The organism is Pseudoalteromonas sp. MMG006, from assembly GCF_018101025.1.
GTDB lineage: Bacteria > Pseudomonadota > Gammaproteobacteria > Enterobacterales > Alteromonadaceae > Pseudoalteromonas.
The window spans coordinates 86,627-105,996 of record NZ_JAGJEJ010000015.1 but is presented as its reverse complement, the minus strand read 5'-3'; the positions used below and the strand labels follow the sequence as shown (position 1 = coordinate 105,996).

Genomic DNA, 19,370 nt, shown 5'->3' with positions numbered 1-19,370 from the left:
TATTACTCTCCTGAAGACGCAGAGCTTGCTCACGTGAGAAGCGCAGCTTCTAATTACTTATGTAACTACTCAAAACTATTTACGAGCGTAGCTCGTCGCGCCAGCAGTCTGAGCGCCTACGGGTGAACTTTTAACTCTGAGCTAAATTACCGTAGACGTAGAGCTTGCTCACGTGAGAAGCGCAGCTTCTAATTACTTACGTATCTACTCAAAACTATTTACGAGCGATGCTCGTCGCGCCAGCAAGCTGAGCGCCTACAGATGTACCTTAAACTGTGAAGTAAATTATTGAAGACGCAGAGCTTGCTCACGTGAGAAGCGCAGCTTCTAATTACTTAGTACCCTACTCAAAACCATTTACGAGCGATGCTCGTCGCGCAAGCAAGCTGAGCGCCTACAGATGTAACTCACACTCTGACTTAAATATTCGTAGACGTAGAGCTTGCTCACGTGAGAAGCGCAGCTTCTAATTACTTAGTACCCATCCAAAACCATTTACGAGCGATGCTCGTTGCGCCAGCAAGCTGAGCGCCTGCATATGTACCTTACACTCTGAGCTAAATCGTTGTAGACGTAGGGCTTGCTCACGTGGAAGCGCAGCTTCTAATTACTTACGTATCTACTTAAAACCATTCACTGCTCTTTAACTTAAGCTGTGGTATTTTAAACACCTTGTTTAAAAGGATCTTGCTGTATGTTTAAAGCCGTATTTATCACCTTTGTATTACTATTTAGCAGTTTATTTAATGTAAGCGCTAAGCAAAGCGAAGCGCAAAATTCCCCCGTTGTTGGCGCAGCTCAATACAAACATTATTTGCCGCAGCTACAAAATAAACGTGTTGGGCTTGTAGTAAATCAAACATCACTTGTTGCTAACACGCATTTAGTAGATGCGTTACTCACTAAAAATATAAACATAACCAAAATTTTTGCACCTGAGCATGGCTTTAGAGGCGATCACGATGCCGGTGCCCATGTTAAAAATGCAGTTGATAGCAAAACCGGTATCCCGCTTATTTCTATTTATGGCAAAAACAAAAAGCCAAGCGCAGAAGCCCTTAGCAATGTAGATGTTATTATTTTTGATATACAAGATGTGGGGGTGCGCTTTTATACCTACATAAGCTCTATGCATTACATGATGGAAGCCGCAGCGGAGCAAGGTACTGAGTTTATTGTGCTTGATAGGCCAAACCCCAATATTGCCTACGTTGATGGACCAATTCTTGAGCGCGACTTTAAATCGTTTGTAGGCATGCACCCAATACCTGTGCTGCACGGCATGACGGTAGGCGAGCTTGCAAAAATGATCAAAGGCGAAAACTGGATCAATAAAGCGGCTGATTTAAAGCTTACTGTGATCCCGGTTGATCATTACACGCGCTCAACACCCTACAGTTTACCTGTAAAACCCAGCCCTAATTTACCGAATGATCAATCAATCGCGCTTTACCCGTCGCTGTGTTTTTTTGAGGCAACACCTATAAGTATTGGCAGAGGCACCGATTTTGCGTTTCAGGTAATTGGCTACTCGCCCGTTGCGCTTGGAGAATTTAGTTTTACGCCACGCTCTATTAAAGGCGCAGCGGCTAACCCTAAATTTAAAAATACACCCGTAAAAGGGCTCGATTTACGCACGGAAAATACGAACGGGCTTAATTTAAGTTACTTAATAACGGCTTATAATCAATTATCTAAAAATAATATTACCTTTTTTGAACGCGCTGATTTTATGGATAAATTAGCCGGCACTAGCAAGCTACGCTTAGCTATTGAAGCAGGGCAATCAGAAGTACAAATAAAGCAAAGTTGGCAGGAAGGGCTTAAGGCTTTTAAAAAGCAACGCGCACCGTATTTACTGTATAAGTAAGGGTTATAAATGGCGTTAGTAATAAACATAAAAATAAGCAGCTATTTTAAAGCCACCTTATTAGCAATTACGGGTGTTTTACTTGCAGCGTGTAGCAGCAACAAGGCTAATAATTTTAAAGAAAGTGAGCTTAAACAAAGTAATTTGGTAACGCTTCCAAATGCGCAAGTGGTGGTTACCTTTCCTGAGGCTAACCCAAGTAGCCGTGAATACGTAAATAATCGAGGCACTTTTAAAGCGTACAAAGGGCGAGGGCAGTTATTAATTCAAAATAATAACGCGATAAGCGCCGATATTTTTATAAATAACCAAAAACTTAATATTACCAGCCAACTCGCCGCGAATACTTTATATGAGTATTCGCTCGCAAGGCGCACTCATAACGGGGTAAATACGTTTAAAGTTGAAAATATTAAGCCTGAAGGCGCAAGCCTTACCTTACGCTTTGAGTTCCCCACATTAAATACCGCAGTGCAAAGTAATATAGACTTTAGCCAAGTAGATGCCTTGATAGAAAAAGATGTAAAAGCAGGTTTTCCGGGGGCGGTATTAGCCGTTGTTAAAAGTGGCGAGCTCATAAAGCTTAGCGCCTATGGCGATGCCAAGCAGTACCAACAAAATGACTTAATGCTACTACGCCCAGAGCCAGTGCAAACACACACTTTGTTTGATTTAGCGTCTAACACTAAAATATTTGCCACTAACTTTGCGCTTATGAAACTGGTAAGCGAAGGGCTTTTAAATATAAACAAGCCAGTGCAAAGCTACTTACCTGAATACAAAGGCGATGGCCGCGAGCTGCGAACAGTAAAAGACTTACTCACGCATACAGCGGGTTACCCGCCCGTGTTTGATTTTCATCGTAAAAGCACTAAAAATGGCGATGCGTATTTTTCACAAAATAGCCAAACCACTAAGCAGCTATTACTTACGCAAGTGCCGCTGAGTGATAAATACCCCGCACAAGCCGTTTACTCAGATATTGATTACATGATTTTAGGCGTACTGGTTGAGCGCATAACCGGGCAATCACTCGATGACTACCTCGAGCAACACATTTATGCCCCACTTAAACTAATCAATACGGTATTTAACCCACTTAAAAAGGGTTTTAAACGCGAAGAGTTTGCAGCTACCGAGCTTAGCGGTAACACCCGTGATGGGCGAATTGAGTTTGATAATATTCGCACTAATGTTTTGCAAGGCGAAGTACACGACGAGCGGGCATTTTATTCGTTTGATGGCGTAGCAGGGCACGCGGGTTTATTTAGCAACGCGCCCGATTTAGCCGTACTTAGCCAAGTGCTATTAAACAAAGGTGGTTTTGGCAATAACCAGTTATTTAGCGCATCAACCTTAGCGCAGTTTTTAACACCACAATTAAACAACGAAACCTACGGCCTCGGTTTTAGGCTTGCAGGTAACAACCAAGCAAGACGCTGGCATTTTGGCCCCTACGCAAGTGCACAAGCATATGGACACACCGGTTGGACGGGTACGGTTACCGTAATTGACCCAACGTACGATTTAGCTATTATTTTATTGACCAATGCGCGCCACACAAAAATAAAAGGAAGCCAAAAACATTACCAGTTTTTGGGTAAACAATACGAGACCGCACAATATGGTTCAGTGGTATCGCTTATTTACGAAGCACTACTAAATCAATAAATTATCGCTTAGGCTAAAACGGCCTAAGTGCTTAGCCTTAAGTGATTTATTTGCAGGTGACTTACCTAAGCCAATCCATTAAGCTAAGCGGTTTACAAATTCAGGCCGCATTTTTAAAACGGCCTGCAAAATAAGCGTTTAAACGTGAATAAGCGAACGCACTTCGCTATTAATAAAGGTTAACTTATGTCTTGGTATTCTATATTACCGCCGCTGATTGCTATCGCCATCGTGTTTTGGCGAAAGGAAGTAATAATGGCGCTTTTGGTGGCTGTGGCTTCATCAGAGTTTTTACTCGCAATACAAGGCGAGGGTAATACTCTATTTGCTACATTTTTAAATACCATTGAGCGTTTAATATCGGTGGCCAGCTCGCCAGGTAATACTCGCATTTTAATATTTAGTATTATGATTGGTGCTTTGCTTGCCTACATTCGCGAATCTGGCGGTGTGGCAGCCACAGTTAACCTACTTATGAACAAAGGCATTGCAAAAAGTAAGCGCCAAGTTGGCTTTTTAACCATGTTTACCGGCATTGCGGTATTTATAGAATCAAACTTAAGTGTATTAACCTCAGGTATTGTATCGCGCGGTCTGTTCGACAAATTTAAAATGAGCCGAGCGCGTCTTGCTTACATTATTGATAGCACCAGTGCGCCGGTATGTATTTTAATATTGCTTAATGGCTGGGGCGCATTTGTGCTGGGTTTGCTTGGTAATTACGAGCTAAGCGAATCGGCAGTGTCTATATTATGGGGTAGCGTAGGATATAACTTTTACGCCATTATCACCTTAGTCATTGTGTTTTACACCATCGCGTTTGATAAAGTGCACGGCCCAATGAAAGAGGCCGAGCAAAAGCTAGAGCTGCAAAAAACCGACCTAAAAGAAGAAGTAAAAGGCTCTAAAGCGCGTTACATGTTAGTGCCTTTAGTCACGCTTATTGTAAGCATGGTAGGCTTTATGTTTTACACCGGCAACGGTGTATTAGCAGAAGGTAGCGGCTCAAAATCGGTGCTATACGCAACGGTATTAGCCATTGTGGTGGCTTACGCTTTAATGATCAGCTCTCGCCAATTTACTCACCATCAGTTAGTTGATACCGGCTTTAAAGGCATGGGCGAGCTATTACCGCTGGTGAGCATTGTATTGCTTTCACTTACATTAGGCGCAAGCTTAAAAGAGCTAGGTACCGGCGTATTTGTCGCATCGCTAGTAGGCGACTACTTACCAATTTACCTAATTGTACCTGTGCTGTTTTTAACGGGCGCGGTTATGTCGTTTACTACGGGTACATCGTGGGGCACATTTGCCATACTCATCCCTATTGGCGTGCCACTTATTCAAGAGCTTGGCTTACCGCCTTCGCTTGTAGTAGGCGCTATTTTAGGCGGTGGTATATTTGGCGATCACTGCTCGCCTATATCCGACACCAGCGCCGTATCGGCACTCGCCTCGGGGTGTGATTTGCTCACCCACGTTAAAACGCAGCTACCGTATGCATTATTCGGCGGCGCACTCACGTTTATAGCGTACTTAGTAACAAGCATAATTGTGTTATAAAAACGTATTGTAAATACTGAGTTTTAATTAATTATAAAATGCCTTAAAAGCCTGCAAATATGCAGGCTTTTAAGGCATAAAACAAGGATTGTTAAAATGAAAAATAAAGCTTTTGTCCTTTTTATTTTTTTATTGTTTTTGAACTCATGCTTTTACCAAGAAAGTGAAACAGAGCAATCTAATAGGTTAGCAAAAACATACCAATTAGATATCCGAGCTGGCGATACTCGTTTATTTTTCCCTGAACAATTTTTAGGAATTGAAGGCAAGCCGCCTACACTTGAAATGCAAAGCACTTCTTTGGAGGATTCTTCAGAGTCACTTGATGGCATTGAAACCGCGCTGGAGGTTTATCCTGAAGGCTTTGTTTCCAAATTTATTAATGCTATTTATATTTCAGGACCTATGCTCATGGAGGGGGCTGAAGCGGGGGGAACATATTCAAGAAATTCTATAATATTATCAAATATCTCAGATAAGAACGGTACTAACTTCAATTATGAAAATTCGTTACGGGGAGTTCATCACGAGCTTAGTTCTTTAATTTATTTACGCTCCCCTTTTGTTAATCTTGCATGGCAAGGTCTGTTGCCTGAAAGTTGGAGTCCTGCTTCCTCGAATTATGAGGCTTTAACGCAAGATAGAAGTATAGGGCCTGATTATGAAAATGGATTTTTATCTAGATATGGTAAAACTAATGCTGAGAACGACTTTAATATTTACGCCGAATTTGCTTTTTCTGAGCCTGAAAAGCTACGAGACCTTGCAGCTAAGTATCCAACTATAGCTAAAAAGCTGAGCTTATTTATTACTGCATATAAGCAGGTTCTTCCTGAATATCAGCAGAGCTTCGAAGAGTATTTCACTAATACGGGTTTAAGCGATGTTGCTATAAAACCTGATAATGTAGAGATTACAATCCACGGTGATTTTAGTAATATTAAGCCTCAAATAATTCACTAAGTAAACTTAGTAAAGGGCTTATGTTTTACATATAGTTATGGTTCATACTTAAGGTACTCTCTGTTAACAAAGCTTAAATGGAATACTCTGAAGCAGCTTTTTATGTACCTTAAATCATTGTGATAATAACTTGTTAGGATTTCTCTACGTAACTTTAAATGATATGATTTCACCAATTAAATAATAAATAAGGACATTTTTATGGATATTATGATTGGCCAGCAAGCTCTTAAAAAGAAAAATCAGCTAACTCAGTTATCAGAGCGAGCAATCGGTCGAGACTTCAAAGAGCAAGCAGCATTAGCTATACAAATGACTCAATGCAGTGCAGCCGTTTATAGAAGGTGACAGCGCACTTACAAATCAACTGTAACGCCACGAGATGAAAAAAGAGTTAAAGCTGGAGGCTTAAGTACACAATCAGTTACTTTTTCAACAAGTAATAGTAGCCAAAAATCTTTTAATAGCTTACTTCCTGCAATGCGAGGAAAAGCTGCACCCACAAACACTTCAAAAACTTCAAATGATGTTGCTGTTGCTTCTAATCAGCCACAAGCAGTTAGCTTATTAGCTTTGTTACATCCTGTTATAAGCAGCGACATAATGAAAACGGGTAATGCTGTTGAAAAAACGGCGACTATATTAGGGTTAGTAACAACGACTGTTGGTTTTGTAGTTCCTGCCGGTGGAGCCGTATCATCAATTGTTAGTTGGGTAGGAAGTGGTGCTACTTATTCAGGCTTCTCAATGTCAAGAATTCGTTCTGATGCCCCAGACCGCGCTTATCACCAACTAACAAATTATATTTCATGGTTAGCTGCTTGGAATAAAAAAGCCTGTGAACTAATTGATATAGCAGATCCAAACGGACAATGGACGTTCCGAGATATTGAGCACGGATTTTCATAAAAATTAGGATTATTAATTATAGTTTTAAATATTTCGTATATCTTTTCATTGCTTATGATGAGTCAAAAGCCTGCTTATTGCAGGCTTTTTTGTTTTTAAATTAAGACCGAGCGGAGTAATACCAAGCTTAACGACGCTCTAGATATTAAATAAACTATTTAAATATAGACTTAAGTACCCGTATTTATATTTTTTAGGTTATTGTATAGCATACGCTTTAAGCTTTTTAATAATAGGCAATTCTTACTTTTTAACTCATACAAGGCAGTAAACTCACACTATGTTTGTAATAGATAATATCATTCTCGTTAGTGCCATTTTAATCCTACTTGGGGTAATTTCGAGCAAGCTCTCTGCTCGCGTTGGCTTACCAGTGCTCGTGCTATTTTTACTGGTAGGTATGCTCGCAGGTGAGGATGGGATTGCAGGTATATCGTTTGATAACGCAGAGGCGGCTCATGCTTTGGGTACTCTCGCGCTTGCTATTATTCTATTTGATGGTGGCTTACAAACACCTACCAGTTCAATTAAACAAGTGTGGAAACCCGCATCGGCTTTAGCAACCATCGGTGTGTTATTTACTGCAGTTATAACAGGCCTTGTAGCTACCTACATTCTAAATTTGCCCATATTACAAGGCGTTTTATTGGGGGCCATTGTTGGCTCTACAGATGCCGCAGCCGTGTTTGCACTGTTACGAAGTGCCGGTATTCATTTAAATAAAAAGCTTAAATCAACTCTTGAAATAGAAAGTGCCTCGAACGATCCAATGGCTATTTTCTTAACGGTTGGTCTGCTGGAAATGCTTGTTAACGACATGCCAATAGGGCTTGGTTTGCTACAGCTATTTGCCCAGCAAATGGGTGTAGGCGCTGTGTGTGGCTTTTTAATTGGTAAAGTGTCGGTTTGGTTTATTAATCGAATAAAATTAAATGCATCGGGTTTGTATTTAGTCATGGTAACGGCATTTGGACTACTTTCATTTGGCCTTTCTGCAACGCTTGGCGGCAGTGGCTTTTTAGCTGTATTTATAACGGGTGTTATTTTAGGTAACAGCAAGTTTGTATATAAACGCGGTATTTTTCTGTTTCATGATGGCTTAGCGTGGCTTGGGCAAATAACTATGTTTGTTGTACTGGGGCTGCTTATTAACCCGTCGTCGTTGGTTGATGTATGGTTAGAAGGGTTGTTAATTGCACTGGCACTTATTTTTGTTGCTCGCCCATTAGCGGTAGCACCAATTTTAAAATTATTTGGTTTTAATAATCGCGAAACCTTGTTTGTATCTTGGGTTGGCCTTAGAGGCTCAGTACCCATTATTTTAGCTATATTTCCATTGTTATTTGGTCTTTCTGGGGCTGAGCTAATTTTTAATGTGGTTTTTTTCGTGGTGTTAATTTCAGCCACGTTACAGGGCTCAACAATGCCTTGGATAGCTAAAAAATTAAACTTAGTCGAGCCACCACCCGATTTAGCAGCTGCAACGCTCGAAATTACCGCACTAAACGATATTGATATAGAAATTGTAGAGTACACGCTAAGTGAGGTTTCGCGTGTTTCTGGGCGTAGCTTGTCACACGCGGCACTGCCTGAAAGTGTGGTTGTTGCTATGATCACTCGAGGGCCGTCAATCATACCGCCACGCGGCTCAACTAAGTTAAAAGCAAACGATCACTTATTTGTTGTTTTAAAACCAAATAACAGACCGTTTGTGGACTTAGTTTTTACAGCAACCGATAAAACAAACCATCAAGATAGTCACTTAGCGCATAACGAACTTAAAGTTAAAGGGGTTACCTTAGTAGGAGACATATTTTACTCTTACCACATGCACATAGACGCGCCCGAGGATATAAGCCTAGAAGAGGTAATTAACCAAAAGCTCGCCGAAGAGGTGACTAAAGGCTCAGTGGTTGTTATTGGTAATGTTCAACTACGCGTTATAACCATGGTAAATACACGTATAGTGACCATTGGCTTAAAGTACTTGAGTAATCCTGAAAAGCGACTTTTAAAGCAGTAATCATTAACAGTGATTTATTAAATGGTGACAGCACATTTATAGCGGACGTAGGTTGGGTTGAGTGACACGAAACCCAACATTTCTCCAATGCAATGAGCACACCCAAAGCTAAGTATGTGTAGTGTTTATTGTAGGCGTACAGCTTGCTGGCGCGTCGGGCGTTAGCCCGAAATAAATGCAACTGTGATAATTCAATATTACACTATGTAACAAAGATTATTTAAAGGGAATTAAATGAAAGAGATTAAAGAATTCAATTGGAGTAAAGCAACTAAGCCTCCATTAGAAGAATATTTTCCTGCTGATAAATTAGATCGAGCTCGCTACGCTACGTTCTTATCAAGATTATTAGCTCAAGAAGGTTATGACAAAAGTAAGCCTGATGAAGAGCAAAAGAAAAATTATGTATTAAATCTCAATGCTGAATGGGGGGCAGGTAAAACCTACTTTCTTAAGCGTTGGTCACAGGAATTAATTGTACATTACCCAGTTGTTTATATTGATGCATGGCAGCAAGACTATTCAGACGACCCATTTTTAACTGTAATTGCAGGTATTATAAAGCAGCTTCAACTTCAGGCTAAGTTTAATATAAGAATACCTAAAAGTGCCGTTTCGATGTTTAAGGCTGTTGCACCTGCTATTGCACAAGGTCTAACTAAAAAAATATCAGGCATCGATTTAGATGAGTTACACACATTACTATTTTCTGATGAAGAAATTGATAGTGACCAAAATCAAAACTCTAATAAGCCGACGAGCAGTGACTTTTCACCCGCAGTAAAGGCGCTTGCACAAAACTTAATTAAAGATCATGAAGCTAAAAATAAGAGTATTGAAGTAATAAAGTCTAAGTTAGCTGATTGGGTCAGTAAGTTTGAGAAGCAGGAAGATAAGTCGTTACCCATATTTATTTTTATTGATGAGTTAGATCGTTGTCGCCCAAGTTATGCAGTAGAAATGTTAGAGACGATTAAACATATTTTTGATGTTAAAGGTATTGTGTTTGTTGTGGCAACAGATACAGGACAACTCCAACATACAATTAAATCAATTTATGGAGAAGGGTTTGATGCAAAGGTTTATTTAGGCCGTTTTTTTAATAGCCGCTATAGCTTAAAGCGACCTGTTTTAAAGGATTTTTTAGCAGTACATAGTGATACAACTAAATTTGAAACAGCGTACTTAGAAAGTAAAGATATTGAGCTACTCCCCCGCACAGAAACACCGGAAAGCGCTTTAGCTAATATCTCAGTTGTTTTAGATGCGTTCCAAGTGCTGCCTAGAACAGCCATTCAAATCACTGAACGCATTACTGCCATTATTGTAAATTTACCAAGTGGTAAAAAAGTTGATGTAATTGTGCTCGCTATTTTGTTTTGTATCCATGAACAAGACCACCCACTTTATGAAGAAATAATTAGTGGACTATTTCAGCGGAAAGAACCAAATAGTAAGGGTAATATGCAAAATATTAGTTTAAGCAGCTTTTTACAAAAAAATATTTTGGAAAAACATTTTTCGGCCGAGTTAACCTATTTTATTGACCCTGACTCATATACGAATCAATTTTACCATGACAATTTGGGTACAAAAGTAAGTGATTACTATGAAGACGATTATCCTATTTCACTATCTAAATTTATTGAGAATATTTTTTGCAGTATTTTTGTCTTAGAATCAAGTGCTTATGATGTTTGGATTTCTGATAGCGATGACGGTTTAACTGAGTTGCAAAACGCAGAAAAGAACCTAGCTCAGCATTCAATGCGAATTTCTCCAGACGTTACTTTATTATGGCTTGAATATATCTATATCAAAGATGAATACAACAAAATTACTAAAGAGCAATATCGTGATTTTATAGAGCTTTCCTCACCATTAGATTACATGGGCGATAGTTAACTATCTCTGTGCAGCGCGAAGCGCCTCTGTGTTCTCGGTGGTAATATTTATCTAAATTATTACCAGCCTTAACTGAGCTAAACCACCTAAGCCCCACATCGCCTTACCCCAGCTCCTGCATGTTTAAGCGCAATAATTTGCCCTTTGCCGTTATGCGCCATAGCGAGCATATCACCCGCATTAATATTACTTTCAACCGCGTGTTTACCTTTTAAATCACTGAGCAGTGAATGCTTAATTTGTACCAGTACCTCGTCATTGCAGCTGGCTATGTACCAGTCGTTATCTACCTTTACTAGCGTGCCGTATTCTATGCGGCGCTGTTGATGTAAGCGTAAGCTATTGGCATGTTGCGTATCGAGCATATGTTTTTGTTCGGTAATGGCGCTTGTGTAACTACCTGATGGGTTTATTTCGTGAGTTTTTATAATTGGGTAGTCGTGAATGTCTATAGTCTTAAATGAGCTGTTAAGCACGGTTTTTGGCACGTGGTTAATGCCATTGCTGCTATCAAACACAATAAATGCGAACACGCCCAGTGCACAGGCGAGGCTGGCAAGTTGTAGTGTAAAGCCGAACTTTTTAGGCTTTGTGTGCGTGGCTTTATTAAGTAACGCTTTTTGCTGCGAAGCAGTGAGCGTAGTGCATGCTTTTCGCTCTTTATAGTGTTGTGTGAGCTTTTGGTCAAACTGCTCATCAGGTCTGTTCATTGTTTGCTCCTAATAAACGTTTAAGGTTTTGTTTGGCGTAACGCAACCGTGTTTTTACGCTCTCATGGTTGCTTTGGGTTATAAGCACTATGTCGGCAAGGCTAAAGCCTTCTTGTTGTAAGGTAATGGCTTCGCGCTGTACAAAGCTTAGCTGTTTAAGTGCATTATCGAATGCTTGATAACTTATATTGCTTTGCTCATTTTGCTGTGCGGGTAGGTGAGTGTTTTCGTCAAGTTCTACAAAGCGTTGCTGTTTGCGGTATTCGTCTATTAATGTGTTGCGGGCAAGTTTAAACAACCACGCTTTGGGCGTGGTTTGCGCTTGGTAAAGGTGGCGTTTTTCGATTACCTTTAGCCATGTTTGTTGGCTTACATCGTATGCTAAGTGAATATTAGATTGAGTTACCAGATAATGGTACAAATCATTACTGTATAAGGCAATAAGCTGCTCTAAGTAACGATTGTTGCCACTTTTTGCGTAACTTGCCATGCAGTCCTTGCTTGGCGTTTCAAATAACCATGACTTAATACTTAGTAGCATAGGCGTTTAGTCCGTTAAATAGAGTTATCTAATTTAAAATCGAGCTGTACGGTTTGATCTGTTTGTAATTGTGCCACACCTTCTATTACTTTGGGGCGATATTTCCAGCGTTTAATGGCTCTTATTGCTTCGCGGTCAAAGGTGCGTTTTGGCTCTGCGTTAATCACTACTGGATTTATTACTTCGCCGGTGGGCGAAATGCTAAAGCTAAGTTGAACCCAGCCTTCTATGCCATCGCGGGCAGCAGACGTTGGGTATTTAGGGTTTATGCGCACTATGGGCGTTGCATCCCCCGTAGGGCGGTTAATGGTGCTATTTATATCATCACCAAAGCTGTCCATTATTAATGGTGGGGCAGTGTTTATTGCCATAATTGGATCGGCACTGGGTGAAACTCGCGGTGGTGCTTTTGGCGGCACTTTAGGCATAGGCGGTGGTGGTATTCTTTTTATGGTGGTTGTTTGTTTATCCTCTGGTGCCTGAAAAATTTCTACAATAATATCGCCGCCGAGCTTTATAGGCGCACGTTGCTCGCCAGATATTAAATATTGCATAAACGCAAAAGCCGCAAAGGTCATTACAGCACCGCCAATAACGGCTGTCGATGTTTTAATAAATACTGGGTTGTTAGGTACTTCAAGTGTGTGCATAAGCCGCTCCGAGTAAACTTATTTGGGTTATTTAAAAGCTATAACGGGGGGAAAATCAAAAAGGGGTTAAATAATTTTATAGTGCGAGAGGCTAAATAAATAAGCCTCTCGCTTGTTATTGGTTTAAAAAGCGAATGATACCGAAGCAAATACAGATCTAGGTGTGCCTATATTAATTCTTAAGTCGCCACCACTTGCTGAATAGTACTCTTCATCTAATAAGTTTTTAACGGCTAATTGAAATCTCATAGTGCCATCCTCTCCTAAACCTGGAGTAGCCAGCGTGTACCAAAGCGATAAATCAACTAAGCCATAGCTATCTAGCGTATAGCTATTGGCGTCATTACCAAATCGATCATCAACAAAAAAATAACCGCCACCTATACCTAAGCCTTCTAAGCTACCTTTTTGAAATTCATATGAAGCCCAAAGGTTAAATGTGTTGTCTGCAACATTACGAGGTTTATTACCTGTTACTCCATCAACTTCTATTTCTGCATCGGTATAAGCATATCCAGCAATAATGTTCATGCCTTCGGTTGGTTGCCCTGAAATTGAAAATTCAATACCTTCAGATGTTTGCCCGTCTCTTAACGTTGTTATACCGTCTTCGGTGCTTAATACATTCGTTTTTTCAATATTATAAATTGATACGCTTGACTGTAAACGGCCGCCAAAAAATTCAGCTTTAACACCTAGCTCTATTTGTTCTGAATCTTCAGGGTCAAATTGTTTGCTATTGCTCACTTCGGTATTGGCTGTATCAGTATTAGGCGCAAAAGACTCTGAATAACTTGCAAATAACGATGAGTTTGACGTCATTTTATAGTTAACAGCTACTTGAGGCGAAAACTCTGAAATAGAATCTAACTTAAGATCTGTTCCTGTAGTCTCACCGTTAGTGAATGCGGTTACACCGTCATTAAAGCCACTTTTAACAGAATCTAAGCGTCCACCAATTAATACACCAAGGTCATCGGTTAAAACAATATAATCATTAATGAAAAAACCGTAATCTTCAGAGCTAAATGTACGTCTTGCAAAGTCGCCTGTATTTAAGTCAGTTGGTAAGTTTCCGTAAACAGGATTACTAACATCAAATAAAGGGATACCACTAAAACCAAATGCGGCTGGTAAACCATCAGAGTTTGCTGAGTTAACAAAATTGTCTTTTCGTTCAAAATCGCGATAACTGCCTCCAATAGCTATTTTATGTGTGATATTTCCGGTTTGTACTTCACCTGTGACAATTGCATTTAAATATAAAACATCAACATCGGCATTTTGGTTACCGTCTGTTCTGCGAATAAGAAATACTTGATCTGTTGGATCGTCAAATACACCGGTTAAACCTTCATTTATATTTGCTGAAATGTCGGCAGGGCTTTGAAACTCTATAAATCCGTCTTCGCTAATTGGCCCATCGGCATCAAAAATGGCAACGGCAAGCGGTCTAGCTTGAAGGTCATTTGCTGAACTTACTTCGTAAGCGGTGCTAAAGCGTAGGTTCCAATTATCTCCTAGTTCTTGCTCTAACGTTGCATCGAAGAAGTTAAAGTTACTTTCAAATACTTCGTATTGCTCGCCAAAACGAGTTGATAAAGGTATATCAAGTACTTCGTTAAGCACAGCACGACCATCTGGAGTAGGTACTGTGATAGTTCCTCGGTCAAGCGGTCTTGATTCATCTCGGTATTCGTACGATAAATTTAAACGTGTAGAAGGGGCGAGATCAAATGTACCAGAGATTGAAAGTGTGTCTCTATCAATATCGCTAAAGTCACGAAACGATTCGGCATCTTGTATTGAACCCACAACACGAATAGCGGCACTATCGTTAATAGGCGTTGACCAATCGAGTAGTGCAAATTGATCATTAAATGATCCAACACGTGCTTCACCAGCAAATCGTTTTTCAGCTAGCGGTTTTTTAGTGGCTATATCTACAAGCCCACCAGGCTCAACTTGACCATAAGTTATTGACGCAGGGCCTTTAACAACTTGAGTATATTCTACATTTGATAGATTAGTTTTAAAGTTAGTAGCACGGCGAAAGCCATCTCGGTAAACGGTATTGCGTCTAAATCCACGTATTAAAAAGTCGTCGTTAGTACCACCAAAACCATCGCCTAGCGATACTCCAGGGGTGTTGCGCAGTGCTTCTGATAAATCGGTAATTTTTTGATCAAGTATTAACTGCTCTGGAATTATATTAACGACACGTGGCAATTCTAAAAAATCTAAAGGAAACCCAGTTAACGATGATGACTCTTTAATGACGTAACGAGATTGAGCTGTTCCTGTCACACTGATTCTTTCTATTGAGTCTTCTTTTGTTTTACTATTTATTTCATTTTGTGCGTAAGCTAATTGGCAGCTACACACAAGTGCAGTTAGTGCGAATGTTTTTTGAATGGTTTTCATAAATCTTCCCAGAGATTATTGTTTAGTCGTTTTTGCAGTATTGTTAGTTAAATTAAGGATTTTATTTTCGTGTAAAATAAACTGTTTTGTCTCACCCGTTAAAAGCGTTACTTTTAAAGTAAGCTTTTTGTATTGCTCTGTATTTTTACTCGGTAATGTGGCGGCGAAAATAGTTGTTGATGAGAACGTTTTAGCCTTTAATTTGTACGTATTATTTAGCGTATCTGCCACGCTTATAGAGTCTATTATTGAGTATCCATTTGGGTGAGTAATATTTACTTGTAGATTGTATTTACCGCTATTTACTTTTTTATATAATGTATTTTTAAAAGTGTAATTTTTATATGATTCAACGCTTTGCGATATTTTTTTAACCGGTTCGGAGTCGCCATTTTGTTGTTTAACATAAAAGAATCCAGCGATCATTACGGCTACTATAACTGGAAATGTTTTAATTTGAGCCGGCGATAAGCGTGAGGTTTTTAGCCTGCGATAGGTCATTAACACACCTGTTACTGACATTCCGGTAAGAATAATGCCAAAAATAAACCATATAATTTTTGTAGTGAGATTTCCGAGCGTTCCAAAATGAATCGGATCTGCTGTTTCGTTTAAGTAAGCTACCGTGCCTATATTTTTGGATTTTTGAACTTTAATAATTGAGCCGTCAACGGGATCGATAAATACCCTGTTGGCTCTAGAACGCACTAATATATCATTTGTGTAACCAAGGACTGTTATTGCTTGTGATGCAGACCTAGGGTATTGAATTTGAGTTGGTTCCCAGTTAGGGAAAGCTAATTTTGAATTTTTTATTATTATATCGGCTGGGATTATATTCATTGCATCCCCAAATTCTTGAATTCGCTCAACACTGGGGCCCGGTCGAGGAGGCTCGAAGCTATGCTTTGCAACAGCAAAACCAAATTCAATGAGATACCACATTGCTGTTATTACAATAAGAGCAATAAACCATATTGCCCATATACCAAAAACCTTATGTAAATCGCTTAGCATAACGCGAGTGCCTTTGTTTTTCCGTAAGCGAAATGCTGATTTTTTTAATCTTCCAGTTGTTTTTAATCCTGTATACAAAGAAATAATAAGCACAATAGCTAGAGAGCTCGTGATTGGTAAGCCAATAAAATTTGGCATAAAGAAGTAGCGGTGTAGGTCTCTAAAAAATCGCTGAACAGTTAAAAATGGAGTTGTACCAGTGACTTCACCAGTCCATTGATTAATATGAATAAAGTAACGAGTTCCATCGGCTCGTAAAAAGGTGGCTCGGTATGCAAAATAATCACTTTCGCCTTGGCTAAATGTTGTTAGCATATCTTGTGCTGGAGCCGTTTTTTTTACGGTATTTTCTAGCTCACCCCAAGGTACTTTAACCTCCGTAGGTGTTACTCGCATGTCGTCTTGTATGAGCCAATCTATTTCGTTTGATAAAGTCGCAATAGTGCCAGTTGCCAATAATAACGTCATTAAAAAGGCGAGGTTGAAACCTAGCCAAATATGTAAATCGTAAAGTTGACGCTTTTTATTTTTTGGCTTGGTAAGAGTATCGGTTTGAGGAACGCTACAGCTATTATTGTACATTTTTTACCTTAAATTTTTGATTAGAGCAAAGTAGCGATTCGGTCACTTCGATTTAGAGATATCAGTAGGTCACAAATGTTAATGCAAACCCATATCATTATCAATTGCAAATAATAGAACGATTCTAATTTAAGGGGGTAGTGGTGTGTTAATTTTGCTTTTTAAATACAAAGAGTGAAAAAAATTAAAATGAGTGGAATTAAAAAATGTTCTCTGGTTAATAAATAAATTGCTCCTACTTAATAACCGCTATGGTGAGGCTATTTGAATATTTACAATAAGCTTATTAAAAGCAAATCAAAAAGGGGTTAAATAATTTTATAAAAATTGCGGGGTTTAGTTACAATAGCGTTTTGTATTCTTTTACTTATAAAATTTTAGGCTGTTATGCAACTCATACAAATAGATAAAGCACGTTACCGCAAGCATTTAAATCGGGTAATTGCAGGTTGTGCAGCGGGTTTGGCTGTTGGCAGCTTGGCTATATCGCAAACATTAATTGCGCTATTTCCAGATGAGAGCGGGAGCCATTTTCATTGGAATTTAACCGGTGTTGTTATAACCAGTTTGGCAATTGGCTGGCTGTTAAATAAATACCGTACACATAGTTTTATGACCGAAGTGGTATATGTGTGGGAGCTAAAACAAGCGCTTAATAAAATAACCCGTAAAATGCCTAAACTAAAAGCAGCAGGACGTGAGGGCGATGCCGATGCACTTTTAGCGATTCATTATAGTTATGCAGGCTCACGACTTTTATGGCAGCTAGACGATAACACTATTACCATGGACGAATTAGCTATAAAGCAAACAGAGCTTGATAGTGTGGCTGCAAAGTATAACGTTACACTTAACGCTGATGAGTATGATGCGAATATTTTAAAGCAGTTTTAAAGTTAGTTTAAAGGAGCTAGCCCTGATGAAAAAAGTACTTATAGTGTGTTTAGGTAATATTTGCCGCTCGCCAACAGCAGAGGCGGTGTTAAAAGCCCGTGCTAAAAAATTAGGTGTTGAGGTAAAAGTAGACTCCGCAGGGACTATTGGTTATCACGAAGGTAAAACGCCAGATAGCCGCTCAATGGCTGCGGGGGAAAAGCGCGGTTATAGCTTTAAAGGACTTTTTTCGCGCAAAGTGCGCACCAGCGATTTTACTGAGTTTGATTTAATTTTAGCGGCCGACACACAAAATTTAGCTGATTTGAAAGCGCAGTGCCCACCGCATTTACATTACAAGCTGGCACTGTTTTTAGAATATGGGGAGCAAAGCCAAAGCGCTATACCCGACCCATATTACGGCGGCGATGATGGTTTTGAAAATGTGCTTGATTTAATAGAAGCGGCTAGCGATAAAATACTCGCTAAAATTTAGGAGTCATTTATAAATTTAAAAAGCGCCAAATGGCGCTTTTTTATATTTTAGCTTATCGGTTAATTTTAAAGTCGAGTTGCACCTGAGTTACAGCGCTAACGGGTTTGCCATTTTCAAACTTTGGCGCGTAACGCCATTGCTCAAGCGCTGCTTTGGCTGATTTTTCAAATGCGCTGCCGCCTTCAGAGCTAAGTACTTTTGGGTTTTTTACAAAGCCAGCTGCATTTACCTCAAACTCCATAACAACACTACCATCGGTACTAAATCTGACTTTGTTAACTGGGTATTTAGGGTTAACGCGGTAAAGCGGCGTTTGCTCTTGCGATTCTTTCCATGGCACCATTTTAGCAATTGCTAGACAGTGTTTAGTTGCTTCTTCGCTTTTACCTTGTTTTTCGTACAGGCCAATAAGTTTAGAGTGAGCGCTTAGCTCTGCACTGTGATCAAAGTTTAAGTTACTATCGAATACATTGACTATACGGTTTAGCCTTTCAATCGCTTGATTGTATTTTTTACGACCTTCTGCGAATGAGGCCATTAAAAAATCAGCTTTTATGCGCTCTAGTGAGTTTTCGGGTAAGTTTTCTTGATAATACTCGTCGGCTTCTTCTAGGTAGTTTTTAGCTTCACGGTATTTTTTGTGGCTATGCTTTTTAGCCAGTAGCGTTGCAGCCTCGAGCTTCATGTCGGCTACAAACTTAGGGTTGTTTTGTGTTTCGGCTATTTCAATTATTTGTTCTAAATAGTTATCTGCTTGATATGCTGATGTTGTGTAGTTAGCTTGGCCAAGCAATGCATCAACTGTTTCTATTGATTGTTTGCCGTGGTTTGTAGCTAAAATAGTATGGGCTTTACTATAAAGGGTATAACGCTGCTCGTTTAGCTCATTGCCGTAGCCTTTAATAGCTTTAGCGTAGTTAATAGCTAAGTTAGCGGTGTTATCTGAGCTTTCGCCGTAAACAGCTTTTCCAGAGGTGTAAGCAAACTCAGCAGCTTGCTGTACGTTTTTATTTGCTTTAACGGCTGCTAAATAGCTTTGATATGCTTGGCTAAAAACAAGCTGAGGATCGCTTGCTTGGCTGGCTAGTGCTTGAATGCTTAAAGTAGTTGCACTTAGCGCTGATAAACTTAAACCAACAAATAAGGCGAGTTGCTGTGGCTTCATAATAATCC

Annotated in this window: 16 protein-coding genes; 10 read left to right on the top strand and 6 right to left on the bottom strand. The window is 39.6% G+C overall.

Annotated features, from left to right (window positions below; translation table 11 throughout):
• Positions 1-694 precede the first annotated feature (694 nt).
• The 8 genes from J8L73_RS14335 (at position 695) to J8L73_RS14305 (ending at position 10,904) form a co-directional block, all read left to right on the top strand.
• Positions 695-1,870, top strand: coding sequence for a DUF1343 domain-containing protein (locus tag J8L73_RS14335; protein ID WP_211018062.1), 1,176 nt, complete (start codon positions 695-697; stop codon positions 1,868-1,870).
• 9 nt (positions 1,871-1,879) lie between these two features.
• Positions 1,880-3,541 (top strand): penicillin binding protein PBP4B, encoded by a 1,662-nt coding sequence (gene pbp4b, locus J8L73_RS14330; RefSeq protein ID WP_211018060.1) that lies wholly within the window; start codon positions 1,880-1,882, stop codon positions 3,539-3,541.
• A gap of 186 nt (positions 3,542-3,727) precedes the next feature.
• Entirely contained in the window at positions 3,728-5,104 is a 1,377-nt protein-coding gene (locus J8L73_RS14325) for a Na+/H+ antiporter NhaC family protein (RefSeq protein ID WP_211018058.1), read from the top strand.
• A gap of 96 nt (positions 5,105-5,200) precedes the next feature.
• Positions 5,201-6,067: a hypothetical protein gene (locus tag J8L73_RS14320; RefSeq protein ID WP_211018056.1), complete on the top strand. Its 867-nt coding sequence runs from the start codon at positions 5,201-5,203 to the stop codon at positions 6,065-6,067.
• A gap of 201 nt (positions 6,068-6,268) precedes the next feature.
• Positions 6,269-6,415 (top strand): hypothetical protein, encoded by a 147-nt coding sequence (locus J8L73_RS19405; RefSeq protein ID WP_247659668.1) that lies wholly within the window; start codon positions 6,269-6,271, stop codon positions 6,413-6,415.
• Positions 6,416-6,547: 132 nt separating this feature from the next.
• Positions 6,548-6,976 carry a hypothetical protein gene (locus tag J8L73_RS19400; RefSeq protein WP_247659667.1) on the top strand — a complete coding sequence of 143 codons (429 nt, stop codon included), beginning with the start codon at positions 6,548-6,550 and terminating at the stop codon, positions 6,974-6,976.
• A 280-nt stretch (positions 6,977-7,256) separates the two neighbouring features.
• Positions 7,257-8,999 (top strand): potassium/proton antiporter, encoded by a 1,743-nt coding sequence (locus tag J8L73_RS14310; protein ID WP_211018054.1) that lies wholly within the window; start codon positions 7,257-7,259, stop codon positions 8,997-8,999.
• A gap of 234 nt (positions 9,000-9,233) precedes the next feature.
• Positions 9,234-10,904, top strand: a complete 1,671-nt coding sequence (locus tag J8L73_RS14305; protein ID WP_211018052.1) for a P-loop NTPase fold protein — start codon at positions 9,234-9,236, stop codon at positions 10,902-10,904.
• A gap of 86 nt (positions 10,905-10,990) precedes the next feature.
• On the opposite strand, the gene J8L73_RS14300 is transcribed toward J8L73_RS14305, so the two are convergent.
• The 5 genes from J8L73_RS14300 to J8L73_RS14280 all read right to left on the bottom strand — a co-directional run bounded on the left by J8L73_RS14300 (position 10,991) and on the right by J8L73_RS14280 (position 16,828).
• Complete coding sequence (locus tag J8L73_RS14300) at positions 10,991-11,614, bottom strand: hypothetical protein (protein WP_211018050.1); 624 nt, start codon at positions 11,612-11,614, stop codon at positions 10,991-10,993.
• Entirely contained in the window at positions 11,601-12,155 is a 555-nt protein-coding gene (locus tag J8L73_RS14295) for a sigma-70 family RNA polymerase sigma factor (RefSeq protein WP_247659666.1), read from the bottom strand. The genes J8L73_RS14300 and J8L73_RS14295 overlap by 14 nt, the downstream gene beginning before the upstream one ends.
• 14 nt (positions 12,156-12,169) lie before the next feature.
• Entirely contained in the window at positions 12,170-12,805 is a 636-nt protein-coding gene (locus J8L73_RS14290) for an energy transducer TonB (protein WP_211018048.1), read from the bottom strand.
• 123 nt (positions 12,806-12,928) lie between these two features.
• Positions 12,929-15,229, bottom strand: a complete 2,301-nt coding sequence (locus J8L73_RS14285; RefSeq protein ID WP_211018046.1) for a TonB-dependent siderophore receptor — start codon at positions 15,227-15,229, stop codon at positions 12,929-12,931.
• Positions 15,230-15,244: 15 nt separating this feature from the next.
• Positions 15,245-16,828, bottom strand: coding sequence for a PepSY-associated TM helix domain-containing protein (locus J8L73_RS14280; RefSeq protein ID WP_211018044.1), 1,584 nt, complete (start codon positions 16,826-16,828; stop codon positions 15,245-15,247).
• 387 nt (positions 16,829-17,215) lie between these two features.
• Here J8L73_RS14280 and J8L73_RS14275 point away from each other — a divergent pair, with 387 nt between their 5' ends.
• Both J8L73_RS14275 and J8L73_RS14270 read left to right on the top strand, forming a co-directional pair.
• On the top strand, positions 17,216-17,722 hold the full coding sequence (locus tag J8L73_RS14275; RefSeq protein ID WP_211018042.1) for a DUF3087 domain-containing protein: 507 nt from the start codon (positions 17,216-17,218) through the stop codon (positions 17,720-17,722).
• A gap of 25 nt (positions 17,723-17,747) precedes the next feature.
• Positions 17,748-18,197 carry a low molecular weight protein-tyrosine-phosphatase gene (locus J8L73_RS14270; protein ID WP_211018040.1) on the top strand — a complete coding sequence of 150 codons (450 nt, stop codon included), beginning with the start codon at positions 17,748-17,750 and terminating at the stop codon, positions 18,195-18,197.
• A 52-nt stretch (positions 18,198-18,249) separates the two neighbouring features.
• Here the strand turns inward: J8L73_RS14270 and J8L73_RS14265 are convergent, their stop codons facing one another.
• Positions 18,250-19,362 (bottom strand): energy transducer TonB, encoded by a 1,113-nt coding sequence (locus J8L73_RS14265; RefSeq protein WP_211000685.1) that lies wholly within the window; start codon positions 19,360-19,362, stop codon positions 18,250-18,252.
• Positions 19,363-19,370 lie beyond the last annotated feature (8 nt).

Coding starts and splice junctions, on each gene's coding strand:
- J8L73_RS14335 (WP_211018062.1), top strand. CDS start 695: ATGTTTAAAGCCGTATTTATCACCTTTGTATTACTATTTAGCAGTTTA.
- pbp4b (WP_211018060.1), top strand. CDS start 1,880: ATGGCGTTAGTAATAAACATAAAAATAAGCAGCTATTTTAAAGCCACC.
- J8L73_RS14325 (WP_211018058.1), top strand. CDS start 3,728: ATGTCTTGGTATTCTATATTACCGCCGCTGATTGCTATCGCCATCGTG.
- J8L73_RS14320 (WP_211018056.1), top strand. CDS start 5,201: ATGAAAAATAAAGCTTTTGTCCTTTTTATTTTTTTATTGTTTTTGAAC.
- J8L73_RS19405 (WP_247659668.1), top strand. CDS start 6,269: ATGGATATTATGATTGGCCAGCAAGCTCTTAAAAAGAAAAATCAGCTA.
- J8L73_RS19400 (WP_247659667.1), top strand. CDS start 6,548: ATGCGAGGAAAAGCTGCACCCACAAACACTTCAAAAACTTCAAATGAT.
- J8L73_RS14310 (WP_211018054.1), top strand. CDS start 7,257: ATGTTTGTAATAGATAATATCATTCTCGTTAGTGCCATTTTAATCCTA.
- J8L73_RS14305 (WP_211018052.1), top strand. CDS start 9,234: ATGAAAGAGATTAAAGAATTCAATTGGAGTAAAGCAACTAAGCCTCCA.
- J8L73_RS14300 (WP_211018050.1), bottom strand. CDS start 11,614: ATGAACAGACCTGATGAGCAGTTTGACCAAAAGCTCACACAACACTAT.
- J8L73_RS14295 (WP_247659666.1), bottom strand. CDS start 12,155: ATGCTACTAAGTATTAAGTCATGGTTATTTGAAACGCCAAGCAAGGAC.
- J8L73_RS14290 (WP_211018048.1), bottom strand. CDS start 12,805: ATGCACACACTTGAAGTACCTAACAACCCAGTATTTATTAAAACATCG.
- J8L73_RS14285 (WP_211018046.1), bottom strand. CDS start 15,229: ATGAAAACCATTCAAAAAACATTCGCACTAACTGCACTTGTGTGTAGC.
- J8L73_RS14280 (WP_211018044.1), bottom strand. CDS start 16,828: ATGTACAATAATAGCTGTAGCGTTCCTCAAACCGATACTCTTACCAAG.
- J8L73_RS14275 (WP_211018042.1), top strand. CDS start 17,216: ATGCAACTCATACAAATAGATAAAGCACGTTACCGCAAGCATTTAAAT.
- J8L73_RS14270 (WP_211018040.1), top strand. CDS start 17,748: ATGAAAAAAGTACTTATAGTGTGTTTAGGTAATATTTGCCGCTCGCCA.
- J8L73_RS14265 (WP_211000685.1), bottom strand. CDS start 19,362: ATGAAGCCACAGCAACTCGCCTTATTTGTTGGTTTAAGTTTATCAGCG.